Source organism: Pseudoalteromonas ardens (assembly GCF_030125445.1).
GTDB lineage: Bacteria > Pseudomonadota > Gammaproteobacteria > Enterobacterales > Alteromonadaceae > Pseudoalteromonas > Pseudoalteromonas ardens.
This window is the reverse complement of record NZ_JASJUV010000001.1, coordinates 941,439-961,274: the sequence shown is the minus strand read 5'-3', so window position 1 is coordinate 961,274 and position 19,836 is coordinate 941,439. Positions and strand designations below refer to the sequence as shown.

The window sequence follows — 19,836 nt, the reverse complement described above, 5'->3', positions numbered from 1 at the left end:
TCGTATATAGGGCTGCCAAAGATAAGCCACGCCCCTCATCAGATCATAAAACAGCCACAACAACAGTCCAAAACCGAGCCAATAGCTCCAGGGTAAATTCAGCAACATCACGTACTTCCTAACGGTAAATTTTCAAATTGACAATTTACAACTTAACCTACACCTCAATTAATTGTCAACATGACAATTAATACTAATGTTGATATAGTGACTGAAATAGCAATTGAGGAGAAAGCATGGCCAGACCAAGCATGGCTGCGCAGCGTAAAGAAGAAATACTGGATGCGCTCGAAACCTGTATTTTACAATATGGCATCCAGGCAACATCTCTCGAAAATATCGCGGAGGTGGCAGGAGTGAAACGCACCATTTTACGCCACTACATTGGCAACCGCGATGATATTATATGCGCACTAAGCGCCCGGCTACGCACCCAATACTCGCAGCAATGGCAGCAACTGCTATGCTGGCTACCTACAAAAAACAAACCGGAATCCATTATAGATGCTCTGTTTACTGTAGGTTCTCGCGAGCGCGTTAACGCAACAATTATAGGTGAAGCCATATTTTCGGAAGCGAAACGCCTGCCGTCCGTTAAGCAGGATCAGGAGGCCATCATGGATGAGTTCATCACGATTCTCTGTCAGATTTTACGCGATGAATACGAGCACACTTGTGATGATAAAATTGAGTTAGTTGCACACGGCATTTATGCCAACTATCTGTTATCCGAATCTTTTTTACCTCTTACCCTGGTCGATCAGGTCTACAAACTGAAAGCGACTTCTAAACTACTTTGCACAACACTCACATAACTGTACCAAATTGCATTGATACACAATCCATTAAAAGGGTTGTGCCTGAAACGACCCAAACCCAACCAATTTACTGAGCTGTGATTTGTACACGCTTATCAGGCGAGCAATGAAATTTTCGAGGTACAACATTTGGGGCTGGCATATTCCGGCTAATGCGTCGCATACAACAGTAAATTTTCATATTGACAATTTAAAGTTCAAAACTTAGGCTATGCTTCATTCACCACCGAGTATTTGGATTTAGATATGAAGCTAGCAAGCTCACTCATCGTCACTGGTATCATCGCCTGTTCACTCTGGGGCGTTGCCTTATTGCAGCCCATGCCTGTCCGGGCCATTTCTTCCGTGCAACATACGTTCACAGATAAAGCGCCATCGGAAGCAAGTGCGGCACAAGGGTCCATAACAGAGTCAACACAACACGAGAAGCCACTAATTGTGCTGAATAAATTGGTAATTTCCGGTACTACAGCTGTTATGCCAACCAGTCAGGTACAGCAACTTTGGCAAGATTTTAATGCAGATACGTCATTGAATCGCAGACTAACAAAGCAACCCAAAGCCGTTTACGTATTTTACCGTGACTTTTCTGCAAACTTTGAGCAGTCCACCATAACCATAGGTTACTCAGTAGATGCACTGTCCTCCGCAGACAAATCGGTGACATTAAGCGCTGCAAGTTATGAACGCCTGTTACCCAGAAAAAATCATAATACCCAGGACATTGCTGACGCCTGGAAAAATATAGATTACCGCCGACCAATCAACAGGGTTATAGAGATCCATTACCTGTCGAAAAGCAGTGCCGTATTAAGTTCAGAGCTGTTAGTAGAATACGGAGATTAATCATGGAATTTTTCACCCTTCCCCTGTCAGCTGACGACGTCTGGTGGCTGGAAGTTTTTATAGATGAATGGTTCTTAGTGATCGCACTGAGCCTATTTATCATCGAAATGCTTCGTTATGCATTTAAGAAGCAATTCACTAAAAACTTGCTTGGTGACAGTATTGCAAACTTTGTGACTTTGGGGCTATTCATGTTAATGGTCGCCCTTGTGGCCCTGACTTACGTAGGTGTGTTTTTCTACGTATACGATAATTTTAGAATTACAGACTTACCCCTCACTCCCTGGACCATACTGTGCTGTATTGTACTGGCCGATCTGGCTTATTACTGGGAGCACCGCTTTTTACATAAGAATGGCTTTGCCTGGGCAACACATACCGTCCATCACAGCTCACCACATTTCAATATTTCGGTTGCCTATCGGCACGGCCCTATGGACTGGTTTTTTCCTTTGTTTTTCTACCTGCCGCTTGCGCTTATGGGCTTTCATCCGTTTATCATCTTTTTGGCCGAAGTGATCGTCCAGGTCTTCCAGACTTTGTTACACACAGAAACGGTTAAAAAGCTACCAAGGCCAATAGAAGCTATTTTCAATACGCCGTCTCATCACAGAGTACATCATGCTACAAACAAGCAGTACCTGGATAAAAACTATGCAGGCATTTTTATAATCTGGGACAGGCTCTTTGGCACCTTTGCCAGGGAAGAGGCAGAAGTAAAGTATGGTGTTTTTCCACGAATTAACAGCGTTAACCCGTTCACTGTCTTTTTCAGCGGATATACAAAGTTGTTCAGGCAACTCATCCAAGCACCAAGCTGGACATATAGGTTTAAGTTACTGATAAAACCACCTATCTGGGCATGGCAACAAGAACAGAAAAGCAAAGAGTAATCAAAGACCACTGAGCTTGCCTGTTCTGAATAATGCAGGAACAATGAGTTACTGTATGTAATATCAATGCAAATACTTCGGACTGGCCTCTGTTTCCCTGAAAGTATCGTTGTTTATTCAGGGGCCAAAAGGAAGAAACGAACTTTAAGACTCGTATAATACCTTAGATATGAAAAAGGCCTACACATTTTGTAGGCCTTCAGTAAAAGGCGCTATCGGCGCTATTTCTAATTTAGAAAAGGCCAATACGAGAAACAGACGGCTTATTTCTCACATGATCTAGTGAGGACGTACCACAACGATCACCTGCAATGGCAATCTTAACATCTTGATTAGACATTTTAGCGGCCAATAAAGCAGAATATATCGACTTAACATCTGCATTTACAGCTTCTACCGAGTACAAACTTGTATCACCACAGTTTGCCGGGTTAATGTGCGCCCCCGAAGTTTTGAATAAAAAGTGGCCGCTTTTGTATCCTGTGTAAAGCTCAACAATTTTAACCTTAGCTGTCCACTGATCTGCTGCTGCATTTGCCAAAGAGGATGTCAGAATCAACGCCGCACCGAATAAATATTTCATATTAACAATTTCGCTTTTATTGTGATTGCTACGAAAAAGAGCTTTCTACAACGATAGACTTCATAGTGCTCCCTGAAGGCGAATAATAACATAAACTTACCCTTACACACCAATTTGGGTACATGACATATCCATAGCAATAGGTTTCACCTAACAGCAATATCCAGAATGTTCCCCCTCTTTCGGCGACAACTGCTGCACGGCAAGACTTGTCTGCCTTATAACCAAATTGTACAAGTTTAAAACAATTTAATATTTACATAAATTTGACAACCAATCTTACAAGATCAATATTTAGATCGTTCCAACTCTATTTTATGTCAGGATTTATGACTCAAGCTTGAGAGCTTCAGGTTATTTCGATATTTAAAATTGGAACGATACAAAAAATAAAACACGATAAAGATACAACATGTAAAAGAGAGCAACAGGATGAAAAAACAACACAACTACAGAAAAAGTACACTCGCATTATGCCTAAGCAGCGCCCTGCTGGCACCGACCAGCTTCGCCAGCTCGGATCTGACTCAGCCTGACAGAGGTGTCATTACCGCAAGTGGGGAAAACGGCACAGCCGAAGGACGAACTAAGGCATTTGACGACTCTCAGTACAGCAAATGGCTGACTTTCGCGCCTACAGGCTGGATAGCCTACCAATTCAGTACCCCTCAGGTGGTATCGGGTTACACACTAACTTCGGCCAATGATGCGGCAAGCCGAGACCCACAAGACTGGCAATTGCTGGGCTCAAATGATGGCAATACCTGGTACGAACTTGATACACAAGCCAATCAGACCTTTTCTGCACGCTATCAGACTCGCCAGTATAATGTCACTAACAGTCAGGCCTATCGCCACTACAAGCTGAATGTCACAGCCAACCAGGGTGCCGGGATTTTGCAGCTTGCAGAAATCGAATTGCTGGGTGGCGCAACACCGCCACCCAATGATGCCTTACCGCTGACAGACAGCAAATCGCTCAGTAAAGGAAGCTGGCAGCACTATGGGCCGTTCAATGTGGCAGGAAAAGTATCGGCAACCACCTCAGGTAGCGGCGATGCCGACCTGTATATCGGCCTGGGCAGTCAGCCAACCACCAGCAATTATCAGTGTGCCAGCACCTCGCCCACAGCAACGGAGTCATGCCAGGCACAAGGCAGTAATTTGTATGTCTCTGTTTATGGCTGGTCTGCCACCAGTTATACCATCAACATCAAAGAAGAAAGTGACAATGGCAGCGGTAACTGGGACAAGCCGGTCGTTGATTTTGTAGATATGAATCCGGAAACGGCGGGTTCGCAACTGGTTAAGCGCATCATCAGCGACCCGGCTGCCCATATGGCAAATCGCTGCGTAGACGTGGCTCAGGTGCTCTATACCGATCCAAAAGAATCGCAACGTTTCAGACACCTGCGCTTTGAACTCAGAGAAAAAGACGCCTGGGGCAACGACTTTGTGGCCTATAAACTCGGCCAGGATGGGTCCGGCGAGATGACCATTGCCGTCAGTACGAAGCATCTGGAAAAAGTCTACCGGGATGGAAATAACGACGACAATGCGATCCGCGATGAAATCGATGGTATTTTGTTCCATGAGGTTACGCATGGCTACAACAACTCTCCAATCACACATGATGGCTATGGAGACGGCGGCCCCTATTGGGCTTATACCGAAGGCCTGGCAGATGCCGTACGGATTGGTGCGGGTTTTCATAAAACCAGACAACCAGACATCACCAACCCCAAAAAATGGCTGGGCGGATACACCACCACCGGCTTCTTCCTGCATTACATTAAACAGGAGAAAGACCCGTTGTTTATTCGCAAGTTTAACCAGTCGGCAGTGGATTACACCAACTACACCTGGTCATTCGACCGTGTCTTCACCGATATATTGGGCATAGGGGTAGAGCAAGCCTGGCAGGATTACGTGCAGTTTATTCAAAATGGTGGGCAGCTTCAGTACTAGCAGATAGTAAAAAGCCCGAAGCCTGGGTAGGCTTCGGGCTTAGGGTTGTGTTACTTGATTCCTTTCTTACTTTCTTGTTTTCCCGATGGATTTATTACGGGGCTAGCTCCAAGCCAATAGCTTCACTCACTTTGTCATCTATAGTTCTATAGCTATCTAAGCCATTGATGCCGCAAGGTTCATATGCTTTATCTAGCTGATTACCCTTGTCATCAAAACAAGTTCCCCTTAACACGCTTTTAAAACAATGTACTGACAGCAAATCTTCGCTTTTAAGTTCCATATTATCAACTAATTTAAAGTACCCTTTTTTCCATGGTAATTCATTAGTCGCAATTGGAGGGAGCAATAAATCTGATGTAGTTAGTGCGGGAATTTCATCATTCCCTTCAGTTTGTGTTTCATATATATAAATGAGTATACAATTATCAAAGCCCCCAACATTGGCAGTTAAACTTACAACTCGTCCCCAATGAAACTTATCATCTAGTATTTGAAATGAAAAAATATCTCCGAGCATTGGTTTTTGCTTGGTTTTCTTCAAAACCTTCATGTTTGTCATTTATAACCCCATACCTTTAAGGAAATTATTACCCCATTTTACTGCGTCGTTATAAATGGGCCGCTTAGGACTGATGCTGTTGATTCTATTTAAGTATTGAGGATTACGCAAAATTAACGCTTGCTCAACTGCTCTAGCTTGGTTTCTTGTGAGAGAATAACTCGTTACCTGTTCTAACGTAAACCTAGAACCGTGCTGAGCTTGCCTTATGTTTATAGCTTGACGAGTAATGCCCACATAGACATCTTTGCTGCCTCTGATACCAAGATACACACTTGTATTCTTAGGCCCTTTGCTCAACCATTTTGCAGCAGCAGAGCCTACAAGCCTGGCACCTGCTCCAATTCCAGCCCCTCGTATCGGAAGTTGTGGGGCATTGGGGTCACCAAATACGCCATAAAACAGCTTCTCACCCAAAGACCTGTCAGCTACAACCTTGTCGTAAACACCACTGAGGTACTCATAGTCGGCAAACATTCTCTCGGTTCCGCCTTCACCTGAGTAATCTTGCTCCCAAAGGATATTGAAGTTAGTGCCCTTCAACTCTTCAGGTGAAAAGTCTTCTAGTGCTCGCTCTGTTGTATGGGTTACCGTATTACCATCAACACTTACGTTGGCACTACCTTCCCCCACAATTGCTTGTGCAACACTACCAGACTTATCGTTTTTTTGACCATTAGATAGTCTAGAACGGTTACCCATACACTTTAGTTTTTCTGCTGTTCTTGAACAATCAATCCTCTCCTCCTTATTATCTGCTTTTTCAGTAGCATCACAAACAGACCCGGTATCACAGTCTTTTTCATAGGTGTACCCAGTTGGATCTGTGCCGCTCAGCGGATTGTTCAAAATATAGCTGTATGGGTTAACACTCTGTGTATTTGTCGGACTCTGAATGAAGGGATCGACAGATAAGAAGCGTCCTAATAAAGGATCATACCCACGGCCATTCATATGGATCAGCCCAACATCCGGCAAATGCTCATGGCCCGTAAAACCGCGACGTGTTACTAAGAAACTGCCCAGAGTATCATCATTGTAAGCTTCAAACACCCGACCAAAACTATCGTAGCTACGGCGCTGTAACGTCAGTTGCTTTTCAGTTTTGTGATTAATGTGCAAATCACCCGACGACAGACTGGTGATCGAGCCCAGGCGGTCAACATGTGTATGGGTGATCCTTGCGCCCTTAGCATCGCTACTAATAATACTGTGGTTGCCCACGTACACTTTATGAACCGACGACGTTTTACCAACTTCCAGCTCATAGCCTTTCATGTAGTAAACCGTTATGCCGTCACCGGAGCGAGTTTGTTTAATTCTGCTGTTCGCCGCATCATAAACAAAATTCAGCTGCTTGCCGTTGCGCACCACCTGTGATGGCTTCATCGCATGGGTGTAGCTAATAGCTAAATTGCCATCTGTCGAGGTCAGTAAATTACCGTTACCATCATATTTAAAGGCCGCATTAACACCATTGTTAAGCAGCACGCTGCGAATTGCATTAGGTCCGGCATTGCCACCAAGCGAGCGCTCTGAATTACCGTACTTATATTCGCTGGCATAGTCTGACTTACTGAGCAGATTACCCACTGCATCATAACTATAGGTTTTATCAACACTGATATTACCGACGGAGATGGTTGTCTGCTCCAGTCTGTGCAGCAAGTCATAGCTATATTGCTCATCCCTGCCACCGGCGATATCATTTCGACCCACCAGATTGCCAAAGGCGTCATGAGTGTAACTTTGATATTGTACGTTTTCTCCACTACATACACCGGTTGAGCTGGTACAAACGCTCTGCATCAGCGATGAACCTGGATAATAGTTCAATCGCTGGATCAACCCATTACCAAAAGTTTGCTGTACAAGCTTGCCCTGGGCATTGAACTCATCATAAGTCACCAGTGCTTTGGTTGTTTTGCCGGATACTTCAAGATCTGTATGAGGTTTACCGTAGTTGGTATAAACATGTTCAATGCTGGTGTAGTCGTTGCCATAACTGGTTGACTCAACCATGCCATATGCGTTGTAGGTATAGTTCTGGCTGATGCTTTGGTTGCCGACCTTTAACAGCTCAGATTCTACACGCGATAATGCGTTGTAGCTGTAACTGCGTGAATACTCATTGGTTGCATCGCTATCCAGTAAGCCCAGTCCAACGCGTTCACTGTCATACAACCAGGTTGCAATCTCACTGCCCGCAACTCGCTTAATGGTTCTGCCCAGTTTGTCATAGTTAAAACTGGTGACAAAGGCTCTGCCATCTGTCTGATTTCTCAGTTCACCCAGGACGTTGAATTGATAAGACCAGCTGCCCATATTGGGGTCACTGATAGCCACCTTATGGCCCAGACCATTGTAACTGGCGCGCAGTATCGAACCATTGGCATCCTCTATATAGTTTGGCTGACCATTGGCATGGTAGGTAAAACGTGTTGCGCCACCATTGGCATCGACGGTATGTACAAGCTCTTTGCCACTAAAGGTTCTGGATACACTAAAATTACCGACCCCACCCGCTACAACTACTGCTGGTGTTACATCGATACGGGTCGTTAAACCATCATATTGATAGGCAGCGGTGTACTGTAGTGGTGCAGCATCGGTATGCTTACTGGCCGGTCTGCCCAGAACATCAAAGTCCAGATAGGTTTCACTGCCAATCATGCCGTCCTGTTTATTATGCGGATGGCTTTTGTATACTAAATTCCCTGCGGCATCATAACGTTGCTCGGTAAATGCAATATTATCCGCCGAGTGCATCACCTTAGTGCCAACCTCACGACCAAGAGAGTCACGGTATACAACCGACACCACGCTACCATCTTGTACTTGCCAGATCTGGGTTGTCGCTGCAGCCGGGCAATCGGCATCATTCGAGCAGTTTGCATAGGCAAAATTGGTCGGCTGACTCAGTAACTGCTTCCCCTTGTGCTGGACAGTTCGCGTTATACGTCCTAACAGGTCTAAGCGATTGGTCGTTGTAATCCCATTAACATTTGTAACGGCAGTTTGTTTACCCCAAAAAGCATCATATTCGATTGTTTGTGCAGCAACCGTACTTCCCCATTGACTGTTATAGCTGGTCTGCGGGAAATAACCTTGGCTGTCATAAGCCACACTTTGCCAGCGCGTCCCTTCAAGCGAAGCAACGGTGCTGTCCTGACCACTTTGTGAGTGCGTCGTTTTAATGGTATTGCCGTAACCATCAAACGCAAGATCCGTGATTTTGGTGATATTACTATCTGGGCCGCACGAAAGTTCACTGAGCTTGCCAATCTTATAGTCAGCCACCGCGCCACACACTTTGATATTTCTGGCTCTGTTCCCCTGGAAATTAGAAAACTCAGTATATGAAACCGAACTGTTACTGCTCTTATCGTGCGCATATTGCCCTTTGTAGCTTCTGGCCTGACCTTTTTTAGAGCTTGCTTTCACATAACTATGAGCAATGCTACCCGACTCATAGGTGCTTTCTACAAAGTTTGTTTTAGTACTGGTTTCATCACTCACCGTCACCGTTTTGGACTTCAACGCACCAAAACACGAATAGTGGCTTTGCGCAGACTTATCGGTGATCACTTGCTGTGAGGCAAGATCATAGGAGCGCTCGCGTGAGCCAACCACATGCGGAGAATACACATCAGCAGGGGCGGAGTCACACCACTTCGACGCAATCTGCGTTGTGTCATACCGAGAGATCAATGCCCCATCGCTTTGACGTGTCTTTGATTTCGACTTGATCATGCCCGAAAACGGAAATTCGGTAAAAAACTGCGTGTCTGTCTTAACGCCCGTTGTGATATTTACTTCCGTGATTTGCTCAAAGCCCTGGAATCCACGGCCTTGTGTATGAAACAAGCCATTCGCGTAGTGATATTGCTTCGTTAGTGTCTTCCCATTGCCTGCATCTTTATCCAATTGCTTAACAACGGTCAACCCACCACCAGCACGTACATGGCGGGCATTTTCCAAGCCATGAGTCTCTGAGGTGTAAATGCCGGCATCTGTATTGGCATTCAGGCCAAGGCGGCTATATTGCACCTCCAGCTCTGTTGCATATTGATTCTGAACTCCTTTAAGCAAATGAACATTGTTCGCTTGAGACAGATAAACATGCACACCAGCATTGTTGCCCTGATAGCAATGCGCCTGACCGTATTCTAATTTCGTATTTTGGTCACACTCGGAATCAAACGTCTTGGGGTCAAACCCTTCAGTTGCAACAATATCAAGATAACCATCACCATTAACATCAGCAAACCCAGTGCCATTCAAAGCACCACGAATAGATTGTGGGAGCAGATGTTCTGTAAACCCTGCACCATTAGGTTCACTAATCAGCACTTTCCAGCGCCACACATCCAGACTAAACAGCTGTGGTAGTGGCTGATTAGACTCCTCCGCCGTTAGCCAGCAGTCCTGATTCGAAGCGAAATCCCAACATTTATATCTTTCCAACACTTGGTCAGGTACGAGCAAATCTGCCGCGCCATCAAGGTTAAAGTCAAAACTCTGTACAGACCCATTGTAGGTATTTTGCTGATCCTGGAAGTTCAACGCAGGGAAGCCGAATTCACGTAACCCCATGTTAAGCGCAGACGAAAAAACACCATTTCCTTCGTTAATACGTAATGTCCAGTAGTAATCGCGATCCTCTTCATCTCTGTTCAGAATCATCACATCCAGCAGGCCATCACCATTCTTGTCCAGCCAGATTGCACGCTTTTTACGATCAAAAAGCGAACCACCAGTCAATACATCCATGTCATGAGTGTCTACACTTAGCTGCGTACCTGTAAAATCGAGATCAAACCAGATAGCAGCCTCTGTGCTATAAGCATCCTGCTTACCGTCACCATTGATATCCGCAAACCCGATACTGATAGGGCCATTTTTATAGAACTTGGTCGTACTACCAATGTATTTAAAGCCGCGACCAGGCAGCCCACTCTCGGTATTTCTGACATGAAAACTGAATCCGGCTTCGTTTTTGGATACTATGTCCTGATAGCCATCACCGTTCAGATCAGTCAGAAAAGAGCGACAGTGAGAAAATGAAAGACCGGGAACAGCCGCCAGGCACTTGCCATTGATACCTGTTTCTAACAGTAATGTGTATGTGTCATTAACATAGTCATATTCTCCAATACGCCAGTGCATCTGCTCATCGAGATACATAACATCAGGTATGCCGTTTCGGTTATAATCTATATGTCCCGACATTTCATTACGATAGTATCGATAGCCTGTATAACCTTCGCCCTCAGGGATAATGCCAACCGCGGCTTTATAGCCAGGGAAACGCGATATATTCATTCGCTCAAGGCGATGATCATCACCAACCAGATAAATATCTCCGGTGGCTTTTAGGTCCCCAATACCATCTCCGTTATAATCCGTACCAGAAGAATAAGGCACACCAGCCATTTTTAAGTGGCGGGTATCAGTAAAATCAGCAAGCGGATGATCAAGTGTTTTAACATAGTCAAGATGCTGTGAGCTGTACCAGCTGAACGATTTCTTCGCCAACTCGGTAGTACACTGTGTATTGTCGCAAAGACGCACAGAGCTTAGTTTGTCATCACTGTAAGCCAGCTTATATACGCGCTGCTGCCCACCATTTACGGATGCTTTTACATATGCCAGCTTTGCACCCGTTGCAAACTTGCCACCCCATAAATACTGGGTGTGTGTGGGGTTATGCCAGTTTAGTTCAACCTTACGATCACCTTGGGTATCGCCCAAGCCTGTATAGCTAATGCTTGCTAATAGTTTTTGATAGCCCAGACTTTCACTGCCTTTGAGCGTATACCCATAATGGATTGTGTTATTGAAGGGATCCTGTACTTTTTCAAGTAACCACTGGTGCGGGTATGATGCTCCGGCATGCGTAAACTGACTGTCTGTCGACAGACCAAAGTACTTTCTTTTTCCTTTAGCATCGGTCACTGTAAATTGCGCTGTGCTGGAGTTCATATTGCCAGATTGAGCAACATGCACACCCGGATTACGCTCTGGATGATACGTTGCTCCACTTTGCCCATATACTCCCGATGCCAGAATCAACCGGCTCCCGTTTAAGCACAGCTTATCATTGTTATATGTAACATTTTTCTGGTAGCCATCAATACTAAAATTGGTACTACAACGCGCAATGACCTCACCCCCGCTAAAAGACCAACCATGCCCTGCCGATGATTTACCCGACTGGCTGCTATAGTTAAGTGATAAATTGGGCTGAATACCGTTTCTGCCAGGTGGCACATGCAATGGTAAACGATAAGTGAATGCGCCCCCATCAATGCCTGATTCCCCCTTTAACTCACCCTCATAAACACTTTCAGGTAAAAAGTGCATTGGCATACTGCTGTCAGTTTCTGTAGTAGTAGAATCAAAAGTGACAGGTATCGTGTGGGTTTTGCTCCTCGCACTGCCATCAGACACAGCAAGGGTAAATGCTTCATTACCCACGGCAAGGAAATCAGACTGAAGAGTCAAATCAAATCGCGATCCAATGCGTGTAATATCAAGTACCTTTAATACACTCGGGATATCAATTAGCTCCAGTTTAAGGTCGCTGTCCTGACTGTCGATATCATGGGCGAAAACTGAATATATCACCTGAGTGCTGGGCGCCATTGTGACACCATTGCCAACTTCCAGCATTGGTGCATCGTTTTGACATGCAACGTTCACCAAAACCCGAACAGAATCAATTTCAGGGATGTGCTGACCGCTATCGAGGTTATCTTCTATTGTCGTTTGTGCGCGAAATGCAGCTGTCCCGCAGAAGTTTGCTTTAGGTGTAAATATCACCCTTTGATTGACAACATCATGACTTACACTGCCGTTATATTCTGAAAAAACAGTTGTCCAATTTCTGTTATAACGGATCCCAAGCTGGCTGGGTAAAATAACTTTATCCAGATCTTCAATAGCGGACAACACGACATCATTCGCACTGACGTAATGATAAACATCAACCGACTTAGAGCAACCATAGTCATTACAGGCCGTAAATCGGAATCTGGCACCATTCCCGCTGCTAATACTAAAAGAGTTACCCGTTATTTTACTGCCAACGGTCACCCATACTCCGTTAATAAGCTGGTCAATTACATAGTAATTGGCATCCGTACTTTGATTCCAAGAGATATGATACTTGCCATCGCGTTCAACATTAGAGAACTTTTCCGGTGCTGCAGGAGAGCGATCGATAGGAATAAAAGTCGTAATATCATCAACTATAATAGGCACCAGTGCTATTTTACGTTCAACGCCTGCAACTGCATTAACTGTTAACGTAAACTCTCTCTCACTGCTGCTGCCCAGTGGATCCGTCACTTTGAGTTTAATTTTACTGCTACCGTGAGCTTCTGGATTCGGTACCAGCTGAACAACCCTGTTTGAGCCACTGCCGCTCAACAGCACACCACTTGTAGGCAACAACTGAGAATTGGAGCTAGACACAGCAGATACCGAAAGCTGAGACGCTGAGTTGTCAACATCACTTACCGTAAAGCTCATTGAGCGGGTAGTGCCTTGATCAATAGACAGGCTTTCCAGACCAGTAGTACCAAAAACGGGCGCATCGTTAACACATGTAACATTGACACTTACAGTAACAGTGCCTCCAATCGCGCCTGAATGAGACGCTTCCTCTTCCCAGTTTGGCGCGACAACCACGTTAAAACTATCCGAGCCACAAAAGTTACTGTTTGGCTTGTACTTTATTGTGCCTGAGTTTAAAGACGCGATGCCATTATTTGGCCGTGATGCGGTAGAATAGTCTTTTAGGTACGTTAGCCCAAAACTACTAAGGGAGAGTTCCAGTGTACTGTCTTCATTGATAGTTTTAGTTGTTGTACTAGTGATATAAGTAGGTTTTTCTACTCTTAACACAAAAGAAGTAGTGGAACTTGCGCCTTGCTCATCTGTTACAGAAATAGTCACACGAGAAGAGCCATACTGATTATGAGCGGGACGTAAAGAAATTAAACGATTTGCCTCAGCGCCTGAAATACTCACACCATTTAAGGGTAACAGAGTTGTATTTGAGCTGGACACTACTCTGACTTGCAGAGCGTTACTTGCTGACTCGGCGTCACGAAAAACTAAAGAGCGCTCTCCGACTTCATTGATTTTTAGATCAACATCTCGAATAGCTGAGATATATGGCGCATCATTAACACATGTAACCGTTAAATTTACTTTCAACTCTCCCGCTTTGGCACCTTGGTGAGTCGGCTCTTCTTCTGGATTAATCGTGGTGTAAACAGTAAATGTATCGGTACCGCAAGCATCAGACTTTGGGTTGTACCTTACATGCGAGGTCTTATAATCTACATATGCAGAACCTATGGCTTTTTTTGAAGTAACAGACATATAGTCTTTTAAGAAATAGAGTCCATATCGCTGCACAGAAAGTTCTAACGACTCGTCTTCTTTAATAGAAAGTGATATTTCTTTTTTTATATAGTTTGATGTAGATGCGAGAGCACTTTGACACATTAAATCAAAGAAAAGTAAAAAAAATAAAACAAAAAATTTAATGATCATACAAAATTTAAAAAATCCTTTAAAAAACAAAGGACAATGATAATTAAATAAAAAAAGTAAAACAACAAATCAAAAAATTAAGTAATATCATAAAGATGATTTTACATTAACAAGAGAAACCAGCTGTATATATAACAAACAAAATCTAATAAAATTCACTTTGTCACACATTTACCTGGACAATAAAAATCAAAAAACAGAATAGAATATTAAAAAAAAACCTTAAAAAAGCCAGAGTAAAGAATAAATAATTACAAACTCACTTAATTAACTTTGCCACCAATCTCTGTAAATTGCAGACAAAACGCACTGCCAGAGTCTGAGCTGGTGACACTCAGTTCAATGTTCAGTTTTTCACATAGGCGCTTGACCATAGACAGGCCCATACCCATGCCATTACTATCCGGGCCTTTCACACCCGCTTCAAACAGTGTCTTTAACTGCTCTGGAGCTATTCCGCCGCCGGTATCGGCAACAGTAATGGAATGCGTGCTGGCACTGATCGTGACCACACCACTGTTAATATGGGTAAACGCATTACCGATCAGGTTATTCAGCAGCAGTTGTAACGCACTTGGGGCAATAGGTAACGCAAGCTTTGCGGGTACTTCTACCTCTACTCCAATCTCTTTACCCGCTATTTTCTCAGCCTGAGCTAAGATGACCTGCTCAACCACAGGTAAAACACGTACACTGTCGTGCACCAGAGTTTCTTCCCGGGCCAGTGCCAGTAATACCTCAAGACTTTGCGTGATTTGATGCTGCGCATCTGCAATTCGGCCAACCAGCTCAGCCTGTTTGTCGCTAAGTGGTGTCTGTCTGAGCAAGGTCAGAGAGCTTTGTGTGATGGCCACAGGCGTTCTTAATTCATGTGAGACATCGCGGGTGAACGCCTGCTCACGATGGATAAAGCGCCGTATTCTTGCCAGAGCCTGTTCCAGCGTTCTCGCAAATACGCCAATTTCATCATTCACAAACTGCCCCGAGAAATTCTGTGGTAAACGCTCAACGGGCGCATCTTCGACTATTTTAACTAAGGTATCCAAGGGTTTAACCAGGCGCTTTGCCATGATCAGTGAAGCAAAGGCCAGCACCAAAGCAAGCACCAGCACGCCCCCCGACAACACCAGAATAAATTTCAGCATCCCACCTTTGATTTTACGCACCACCAGCTGCTCACTGACCTCCGCCAGTAAGTACCCGGTAGGCAATTTTTTGAGGTGGTAGTGAGCAACATCTTCGCCGCTAAATTCGACACGGTGTGGCTCAGCTTCAAGCGCTTCGCGCACAACCCTGGGCAAATCCGCATGTGCCGGGTAATAGCGAATAAAATCCAGTCGTGGCGTGGGCTGGAGGCCCGCTTCAAGTTGGATAGCAATAGTCTGAGCTTCATCATCCAGCAAAGAGACAAAAAACCGGTCTTCAATGTTGTAAGCAAACAAAAAGCTCGCGGCACCAAACAGTGCACTGATGAACAGGGCAATACCAACAAAAAAACCGACAATACGATTGCGCAGCTGAGTCGCTCTCACAGGCAATTTATCCTTCTATATCAAGTGCAAAGCCAATACCGTGAATGGTTTTGATGATCGGGCTGGAAAATGGCTTATCGATGGCCTTGCGTAACTGGTAGATATGAGAGCGCAGCGCATCTGAATCCGTCGGCTCGTCACCCCAAATTCTGTCGCACAGCTCGCTGCGACTCAGCGCCCTGGGGTGGTGCTCCATGAGCAAACGCAGAATTTTAAACGGGATCGGTTGCAGCGTTAACGGAGATCCGGCACGCTCAATGTGCTGAGTTTGATTATTCAGTGACAAAGCTTTGTCACCTTCCCCCAGTCGCAGTGTGTGTTCACTATTGAGTAAATGGCGCCTGGCCAGGGCATTGCAGCGAACCCACAACTCTTCAAGCGCAAACGGTTTAGTCAGGTAGTCATCTACACCAAGGGAAAAACCGCTGAGCTTGTCATCCAGTGTATCGCGGGCAGTCAGCATAATGATAGGAATATGGCGATTGGCCTCTGTGCGCAGTTGCTGACAGACAGCCAATCCATCCATTTTGGGTAGCATCACATCTAAGACCACACAATCATAAAATTGTTCCAGTGCGAGCTGCACACCCAGCTCCCCGGTGTGTGCAAAGTCCACCACAGCACCCTGTGATTCAATATATTCGCCGATATTGCGGCTCAGATCCTGATTATCTTCAATTAAAAGTACTTTTACTTGCGCCATCCTGGTCACCAAACTAACAATCATGTAATCACACTAACGCGACTTTCGTGAAAGCAGTGTGAAATTTATCTCAACTGGCCTGCAACCAGCGGCGTACATACTCTAACGATAGGTAACTGCGTTTTAGCTCTAGCCAGGACTCACGTGATTGCTGCCATTGCCACTGTTCATCTGCAATTTTCCTGAGTGAGTCACCATCCTGTGCACGGCTATAAAAAAGCAGATCACCGGCGTTAGCCAGCCTGGGCAGCGCATTGGCCTGTAACATCATCGTATGCTCTATGTGTGTGCGCAGATTGAGCACTAAGGCAATCAGGTTTGCGCTAGCTGCCTGTTGTGCAAGTAGCCTCAGCAAGGTTTGCTCTTTGCAGGCAGGGGGCACCTCACTGAGCTCAACAAAAACAGGGCAGAGAGACTCAGTCAGCACTTGTTTTTGGCCCTGAGGCAATGTACAAAACCAGCGAGTGAATTGTTGCAGTGGCGGCGCCATAATATTACCCGGTTAGTCCTTTGATTTAAGGTAAGTTTATCACACCCCACGTTTTTCGTAAAAACGTGCCTGCACAGTGAGTAAGACACATCTACTTGCTTATTGTCCATCACCTTCAGGCAGCACTCACACTAGTCATATCCTCTGGTCAAGGTTCTAGAATGGAAATTTTGCACACTGTTAGCGTCATATTTGCTACTTCAAATTGAACCGGTACTCGGTGAGATTGGCACTGTAACAGCAAAAAGATAGGCAGGTTCCTGATGCAGGCAGGCAAATTTCAGAAATTAGCCCGCCACCAGCACGGAGGTTAGATTAGATACAGGTTTAGTAGACTTTCTTCACTAAACCAATACAAAGAGATTAAGCACGATCAGCTGAGCGACGCCTGCCCAGCGGGCTTTGACAAAAAAGCCAGTTGTTTTACTGATCACTGTTCTTTGCATGGTACAGCCTGATGAAACCACTTAGCTATCCAACGGAACGGGTTTGGTCTGGGATCCAGTTCAACCACCAGGTTGAAACTGTAGCCCTTGCGGTAATGCGTTCTGATCACGTCAACCCCAAGTTTATGTTTGGAAACACAGCGCCTTAATTCGGAAACAGCCCGATTTATAGCATTGTTGTCGACATACTCCTGTTGCCAGATCTCCCGGCACAATTCATCCCGGCCAATCACCCTGTCTCTATGACAGATAAAATATTCTAATAAGTCATAGATAAGAGGTTCAAGGCGCACACTTTCACCACAATATGTTAACAACCTTTTCCTTTTGTGTAGCTCATAGGGCCCAAATACTGCACGGCTAAAGTCAGCATCATATTTATCATTTAACTTCATGATGATAGATACACTTCCTTTGACGTTTTGAGTTATCAAGCAAGCTTAGTGTAGCGTCTGAGAGGACTTTTTAAAATCCGAATTGCGATGAAAGTACATGACTTTTGTTAATAGAACAAATAATAAGTTGACCCAGCCCAGGTGAAAGGATTTATTCACATTGTACAAGTAGAAAACAAATATAAAACAAAAATGATACATATGGTGGTTTCTGATTGCTCTGGGCAAATTTTTCCCCACCCTTTATACCGTTATTAGTGACAATGGACATAAAACAGCCAGCCATTCAGCTATTAGTAAATTTCATAGTTAATGCGGCTGGAGCAAAGCTCGCCCCTTCGCCGCTATTTTTGAGTCCGAAAATGCACTATAGCCTGGCCAGCATGGCCTTTATTTTTTCATTATCAGGGTATGTTTTCTGCGCTCGTTGCAGGCTCGACTTTGCCTCAACCAGGTCATTTTGCCTCACGTATGCTTGTGCAATGGTCAGCTCAATCATAGGGTGGTTAAATTTTGATTGCGCAAAAGTCATCAATTCAATTGCATTGTGTAATTGTAATTGAGTTTTGGCAAACCGGGCCTGATAGACTCCTATCATAGCTAACATCTGCACATCATATTGTTCCGGCGATTGCTGAAATTGTGCCAAAGCTGCAGCTTTGTCTCTGAACAGCAGCTCAGCCAGCTTAACACTCCGGTCATCCTTATAAGCAGGCTCATTGACCTCTTCAATCCCCATGGCTCGCACCATGGCCACCGCCGTATCAGCAGTAGAAAAAGGGTTCTGACCGGTGATCAAACGACCGTCTATCGTAACCTGATTCAGCATCAGTCCGTCTTGCTCAAACAAGCCACCGCGCGCTTTAAGCTTGTCTTCCAATAAAAACTCAAACTGGGGACGCCACTTTTTACCAAAAGCCGTTTCTTCCAGGTTGGTAAAGCCATTTACTCTTTTGCCATCGACCAGGTATGCGCCATTGCTCAGCTTCACATCAACCAGGGCTGCCGGACCGTGACACACAGCCCCCACGATGCCCTGCTGCTCGTAGATTTCCCGGATCAGACGTTGTAACTCGCTATCCTGGTGCAAATCAAACATGGGTCCTTTGCCACCAACAATAAACACGCCGTCAAACGATTGCCCATCAAGACCGGCAAGCTTAACGGTGTCAGACAGGGCACTCATTGCCTGCGGGTCACTCAAAAAAGCCTTGTTGTAAGATTTATCCCGGTTATATTCATCTGCCAGAGGCTGTCCGCCCGCCGGTGAGGCCAGAGTGATCTGAATGCCATTGGCGCTGAATACCTGATAGGCCTTGCTGAGCTCATCAAATTCAAAACCCGGTTGGGTTGTTTCTCCATCAACCTGTTTACCATAACTACTCAACACCATCAGCACGTGCGGCTCCTCCGCGGCGGTGACCGTGCTAATAGCATTGATGCTCACCAACGACCATAAAGATGCAACCATCAATTGTCTTTTCATTATCGAGTCTCCTTTGTTTGGACAGATTCACCGTAACGCTGATACTGTGAAGCCACTGTGAAGTAACTCGTGAAAATACATGCACCGTCAAATTGAAAATGAATTGTGGCAGCTCTACCAGGACGTTTGGTTCAGACCATGTTCTGCGCTACCGGTAGCCCCAAAAGGCGCGATCATCAGTTTATGGAATCCACTGGGCATAAAGCGAACACTTGCCGAAAACCGCCGGTTTCAACACCTGCTCTATCCGGCATTAAAGCGCAGAGGCTATAAAATGCACCCGCTTTGGGGGGCCAGTGCCAGTCTTGACTATCGGGAATTCAGCGTATTGATCGTATGCTCAGAGCGAGCAGCCGCCCGGCTGGCGGCATTGTGTTATCAAAAAGCGTATTATTTCGTGCAACAAGATCAGATTTGCTTACACAACACCCATCACTCTCAGCAGCGATTGCAACTTAGCGCGTCATTTCAAACGCGCATAACTTATGGCGCACTCCCTGCACATAATGCAGCCATTCAGGACCTGAGCCAGTAACCCTTGGGCAT

13 protein-coding genes are annotated in these 19,836 nt (G+C 45.2%); 5 read left to right on the top strand and 8 right to left on the bottom strand.

All coding sequences use genetic code 11. The annotated features are described in order from the left end of the window. Window positions 1-236: 236 nt before the first annotated feature. The 3 genes from QNM19_RS03570 to QNM19_RS03560 all read left to right on the top strand — a co-directional run bounded on the left by QNM19_RS03570 (window position 237) and on the right by QNM19_RS03560 (window position 2,557). Complete coding sequence (locus QNM19_RS03570; RefSeq protein ID WP_049864087.1) at window positions 237-815, top strand: TetR/AcrR family transcriptional regulator; 579 nt, start codon at window positions 237-239, stop codon at window positions 813-815. A 249-nt stretch (window positions 816-1,064) separates the two neighbouring features. Continuing rightward, window positions 1,065-1,664, top strand: a complete 600-nt coding sequence (locus QNM19_RS03565) for a hypothetical protein (protein WP_049864086.1) — start codon at window positions 1,065-1,067, stop codon at window positions 1,662-1,664. A 2-nt stretch (window positions 1,665-1,666) separates the two neighbouring features. After that, window positions 1,667-2,557, top strand: a complete 891-nt coding sequence (locus QNM19_RS03560) for a sterol desaturase family protein (protein WP_049864085.1) — start codon at window positions 1,667-1,669, stop codon at window positions 2,555-2,557. A 232-nt stretch (window positions 2,558-2,789) separates the two neighbouring features. On the opposite strand, the gene QNM19_RS03555 is transcribed toward QNM19_RS03560, so the two are convergent. Next, the gene (locus QNM19_RS03555; protein WP_049864084.1) at window positions 2,790-3,140 is read right to left on the bottom strand and encodes a hypothetical protein; all 351 of its coding nucleotides are present in this window, start codon (window positions 3,138-3,140) and stop codon (window positions 2,790-2,792) included. A 432-nt stretch (window positions 3,141-3,572) separates the two neighbouring features. On the opposite strand from QNM19_RS03555, the gene QNM19_RS03550 reads away from it, so the two are divergent. Then, window positions 3,573-5,108, top strand: a complete 1,536-nt coding sequence (locus QNM19_RS03550; protein WP_049864083.1) for a basic secretory protein-like protein — start codon at window positions 3,573-3,575, stop codon at window positions 5,106-5,108. 94 nt (window positions 5,109-5,202) lie between these two features. Here the strand turns inward: QNM19_RS03550 and QNM19_RS03545 are convergent, their stop codons facing one another. From QNM19_RS03545 to QNM19_RS03515, 7 genes are all read right to left on the bottom strand, one after another. Further along, window positions 5,203-5,670, bottom strand: coding sequence for an Imm26 family immunity protein (locus QNM19_RS03545; protein WP_049864082.1), 468 nt, complete (start codon window positions 5,668-5,670; stop codon window positions 5,203-5,205). After that, window positions 5,671-14,064, bottom strand: a complete 8,394-nt coding sequence (locus QNM19_RS03540) for an Ig-like domain-containing protein (RefSeq protein ID WP_284026334.1) — start codon at window positions 14,062-14,064, stop codon at window positions 5,671-5,673. 437 nt (window positions 14,065-14,501) lie between these two features. Continuing rightward, window positions 14,502-15,770, bottom strand: coding sequence for a sensor histidine kinase (locus QNM19_RS03535; RefSeq protein ID WP_049864095.1), 1,269 nt, complete (start codon window positions 15,768-15,770; stop codon window positions 14,502-14,504). 7 nt (window positions 15,771-15,777) lie between these two features. Further along, entirely contained in the window at window positions 15,778-16,473 is a 696-nt protein-coding gene (locus tag QNM19_RS03530) for a response regulator transcription factor (RefSeq protein ID WP_010379993.1), read from the bottom strand. A 70-nt stretch (window positions 16,474-16,543) separates the two neighbouring features. After that, the gene (locus QNM19_RS03525; RefSeq protein ID WP_284026333.1) at window positions 16,544-16,963 is read right to left on the bottom strand and encodes a hypothetical protein; all 420 of its coding nucleotides are present in this window, start codon (window positions 16,961-16,963) and stop codon (window positions 16,544-16,546) included. 430 nt (window positions 16,964-17,393) lie between these two features. Next, on the bottom strand, window positions 17,394-17,804 hold the full coding sequence (locus tag QNM19_RS03520; RefSeq protein WP_010379990.1) for a winged helix-turn-helix domain-containing protein: 411 nt from the start codon (window positions 17,802-17,804) through the stop codon (window positions 17,394-17,396). Window positions 17,805-18,171: 367 nt separating this feature from the next. Further along, window positions 18,172-19,290 carry a DJ-1/PfpI family protein gene (locus tag QNM19_RS03515; protein ID WP_049866298.1) on the bottom strand — a complete coding sequence of 373 codons (1,119 nt, stop codon included), beginning with the start codon at window positions 19,288-19,290 and terminating at the stop codon, window positions 18,172-18,174. A 79-nt stretch (window positions 19,291-19,369) separates the two neighbouring features. On the opposite strand from QNM19_RS03515, the gene QNM19_RS03510 reads away from it, so the two are divergent. After that, complete coding sequence (locus tag QNM19_RS03510; RefSeq protein WP_284026332.1) at window positions 19,370-19,825, top strand: DUF3293 domain-containing protein; 456 nt, start codon at window positions 19,370-19,372, stop codon at window positions 19,823-19,825. Window positions 19,826-19,836: the final 11 nt, after the last annotated feature.

What these genes read in the sequence shown, in the direction of transcription:
- QNM19_RS03510 (WP_284026332.1), top strand. Translation starts at nt 19,370, where the DNA reads ATGCACCGTCAAATTGAAAATGAATTGTGGCAGCTCTACCAGGACGTT.
- QNM19_RS03525 (WP_284026333.1), bottom strand. Translation starts at nt 16,963, where the DNA reads ATGGCGCCGCCACTGCAACAATTCACTCGCTGGTTTTGTACATTGCCT.
- QNM19_RS03545 (WP_049864082.1), bottom strand. Translation starts at nt 5,670, where the DNA reads ATGACAAACATGAAGGTTTTGAAGAAAACCAAGCAAAAACCAATGCTC.
- QNM19_RS03570 (WP_049864087.1), top strand. Translation starts at nt 237, where the DNA reads ATGGCCAGACCAAGCATGGCTGCGCAGCGTAAAGAAGAAATACTGGAT.
- QNM19_RS03565 (WP_049864086.1), top strand. Translation starts at nt 1,065, where the DNA reads ATGAAGCTAGCAAGCTCACTCATCGTCACTGGTATCATCGCCTGTTCA.
- QNM19_RS03520 (WP_010379990.1), bottom strand. Translation starts at nt 17,804, where the DNA reads ATGAAGTTAAATGATAAATATGATGCTGACTTTAGCCGTGCAGTATTT.
- QNM19_RS03540 (WP_284026334.1), bottom strand. Translation starts at nt 14,064, where the DNA reads ATGTCTGTTACTTCAAAAAAAGCCATAGGTTCTGCATATGTAGATTAT.
- QNM19_RS03550 (WP_049864083.1), top strand. Translation starts at nt 3,573, where the DNA reads ATGAAAAAACAACACAACTACAGAAAAAGTACACTCGCATTATGCCTA.
- QNM19_RS03515 (WP_049866298.1), bottom strand. Translation starts at nt 19,290, where the DNA reads ATGAAAAGACAATTGATGGTTGCATCTTTATGGTCGTTGGTGAGCATC.
- QNM19_RS03530 (WP_010379993.1), bottom strand. Translation starts at nt 16,473, where the DNA reads ATGGCGCAAGTAAAAGTACTTTTAATTGAAGATAATCAGGATCTGAGC.
- QNM19_RS03555 (WP_049864084.1), bottom strand. Translation starts at nt 3,140, where the DNA reads ATGAAATATTTATTCGGTGCGGCGTTGATTCTGACATCCTCTTTGGCA.
- QNM19_RS03560 (WP_049864085.1), top strand. Translation starts at nt 1,667, where the DNA reads ATGGAATTTTTCACCCTTCCCCTGTCAGCTGACGACGTCTGGTGGCTG.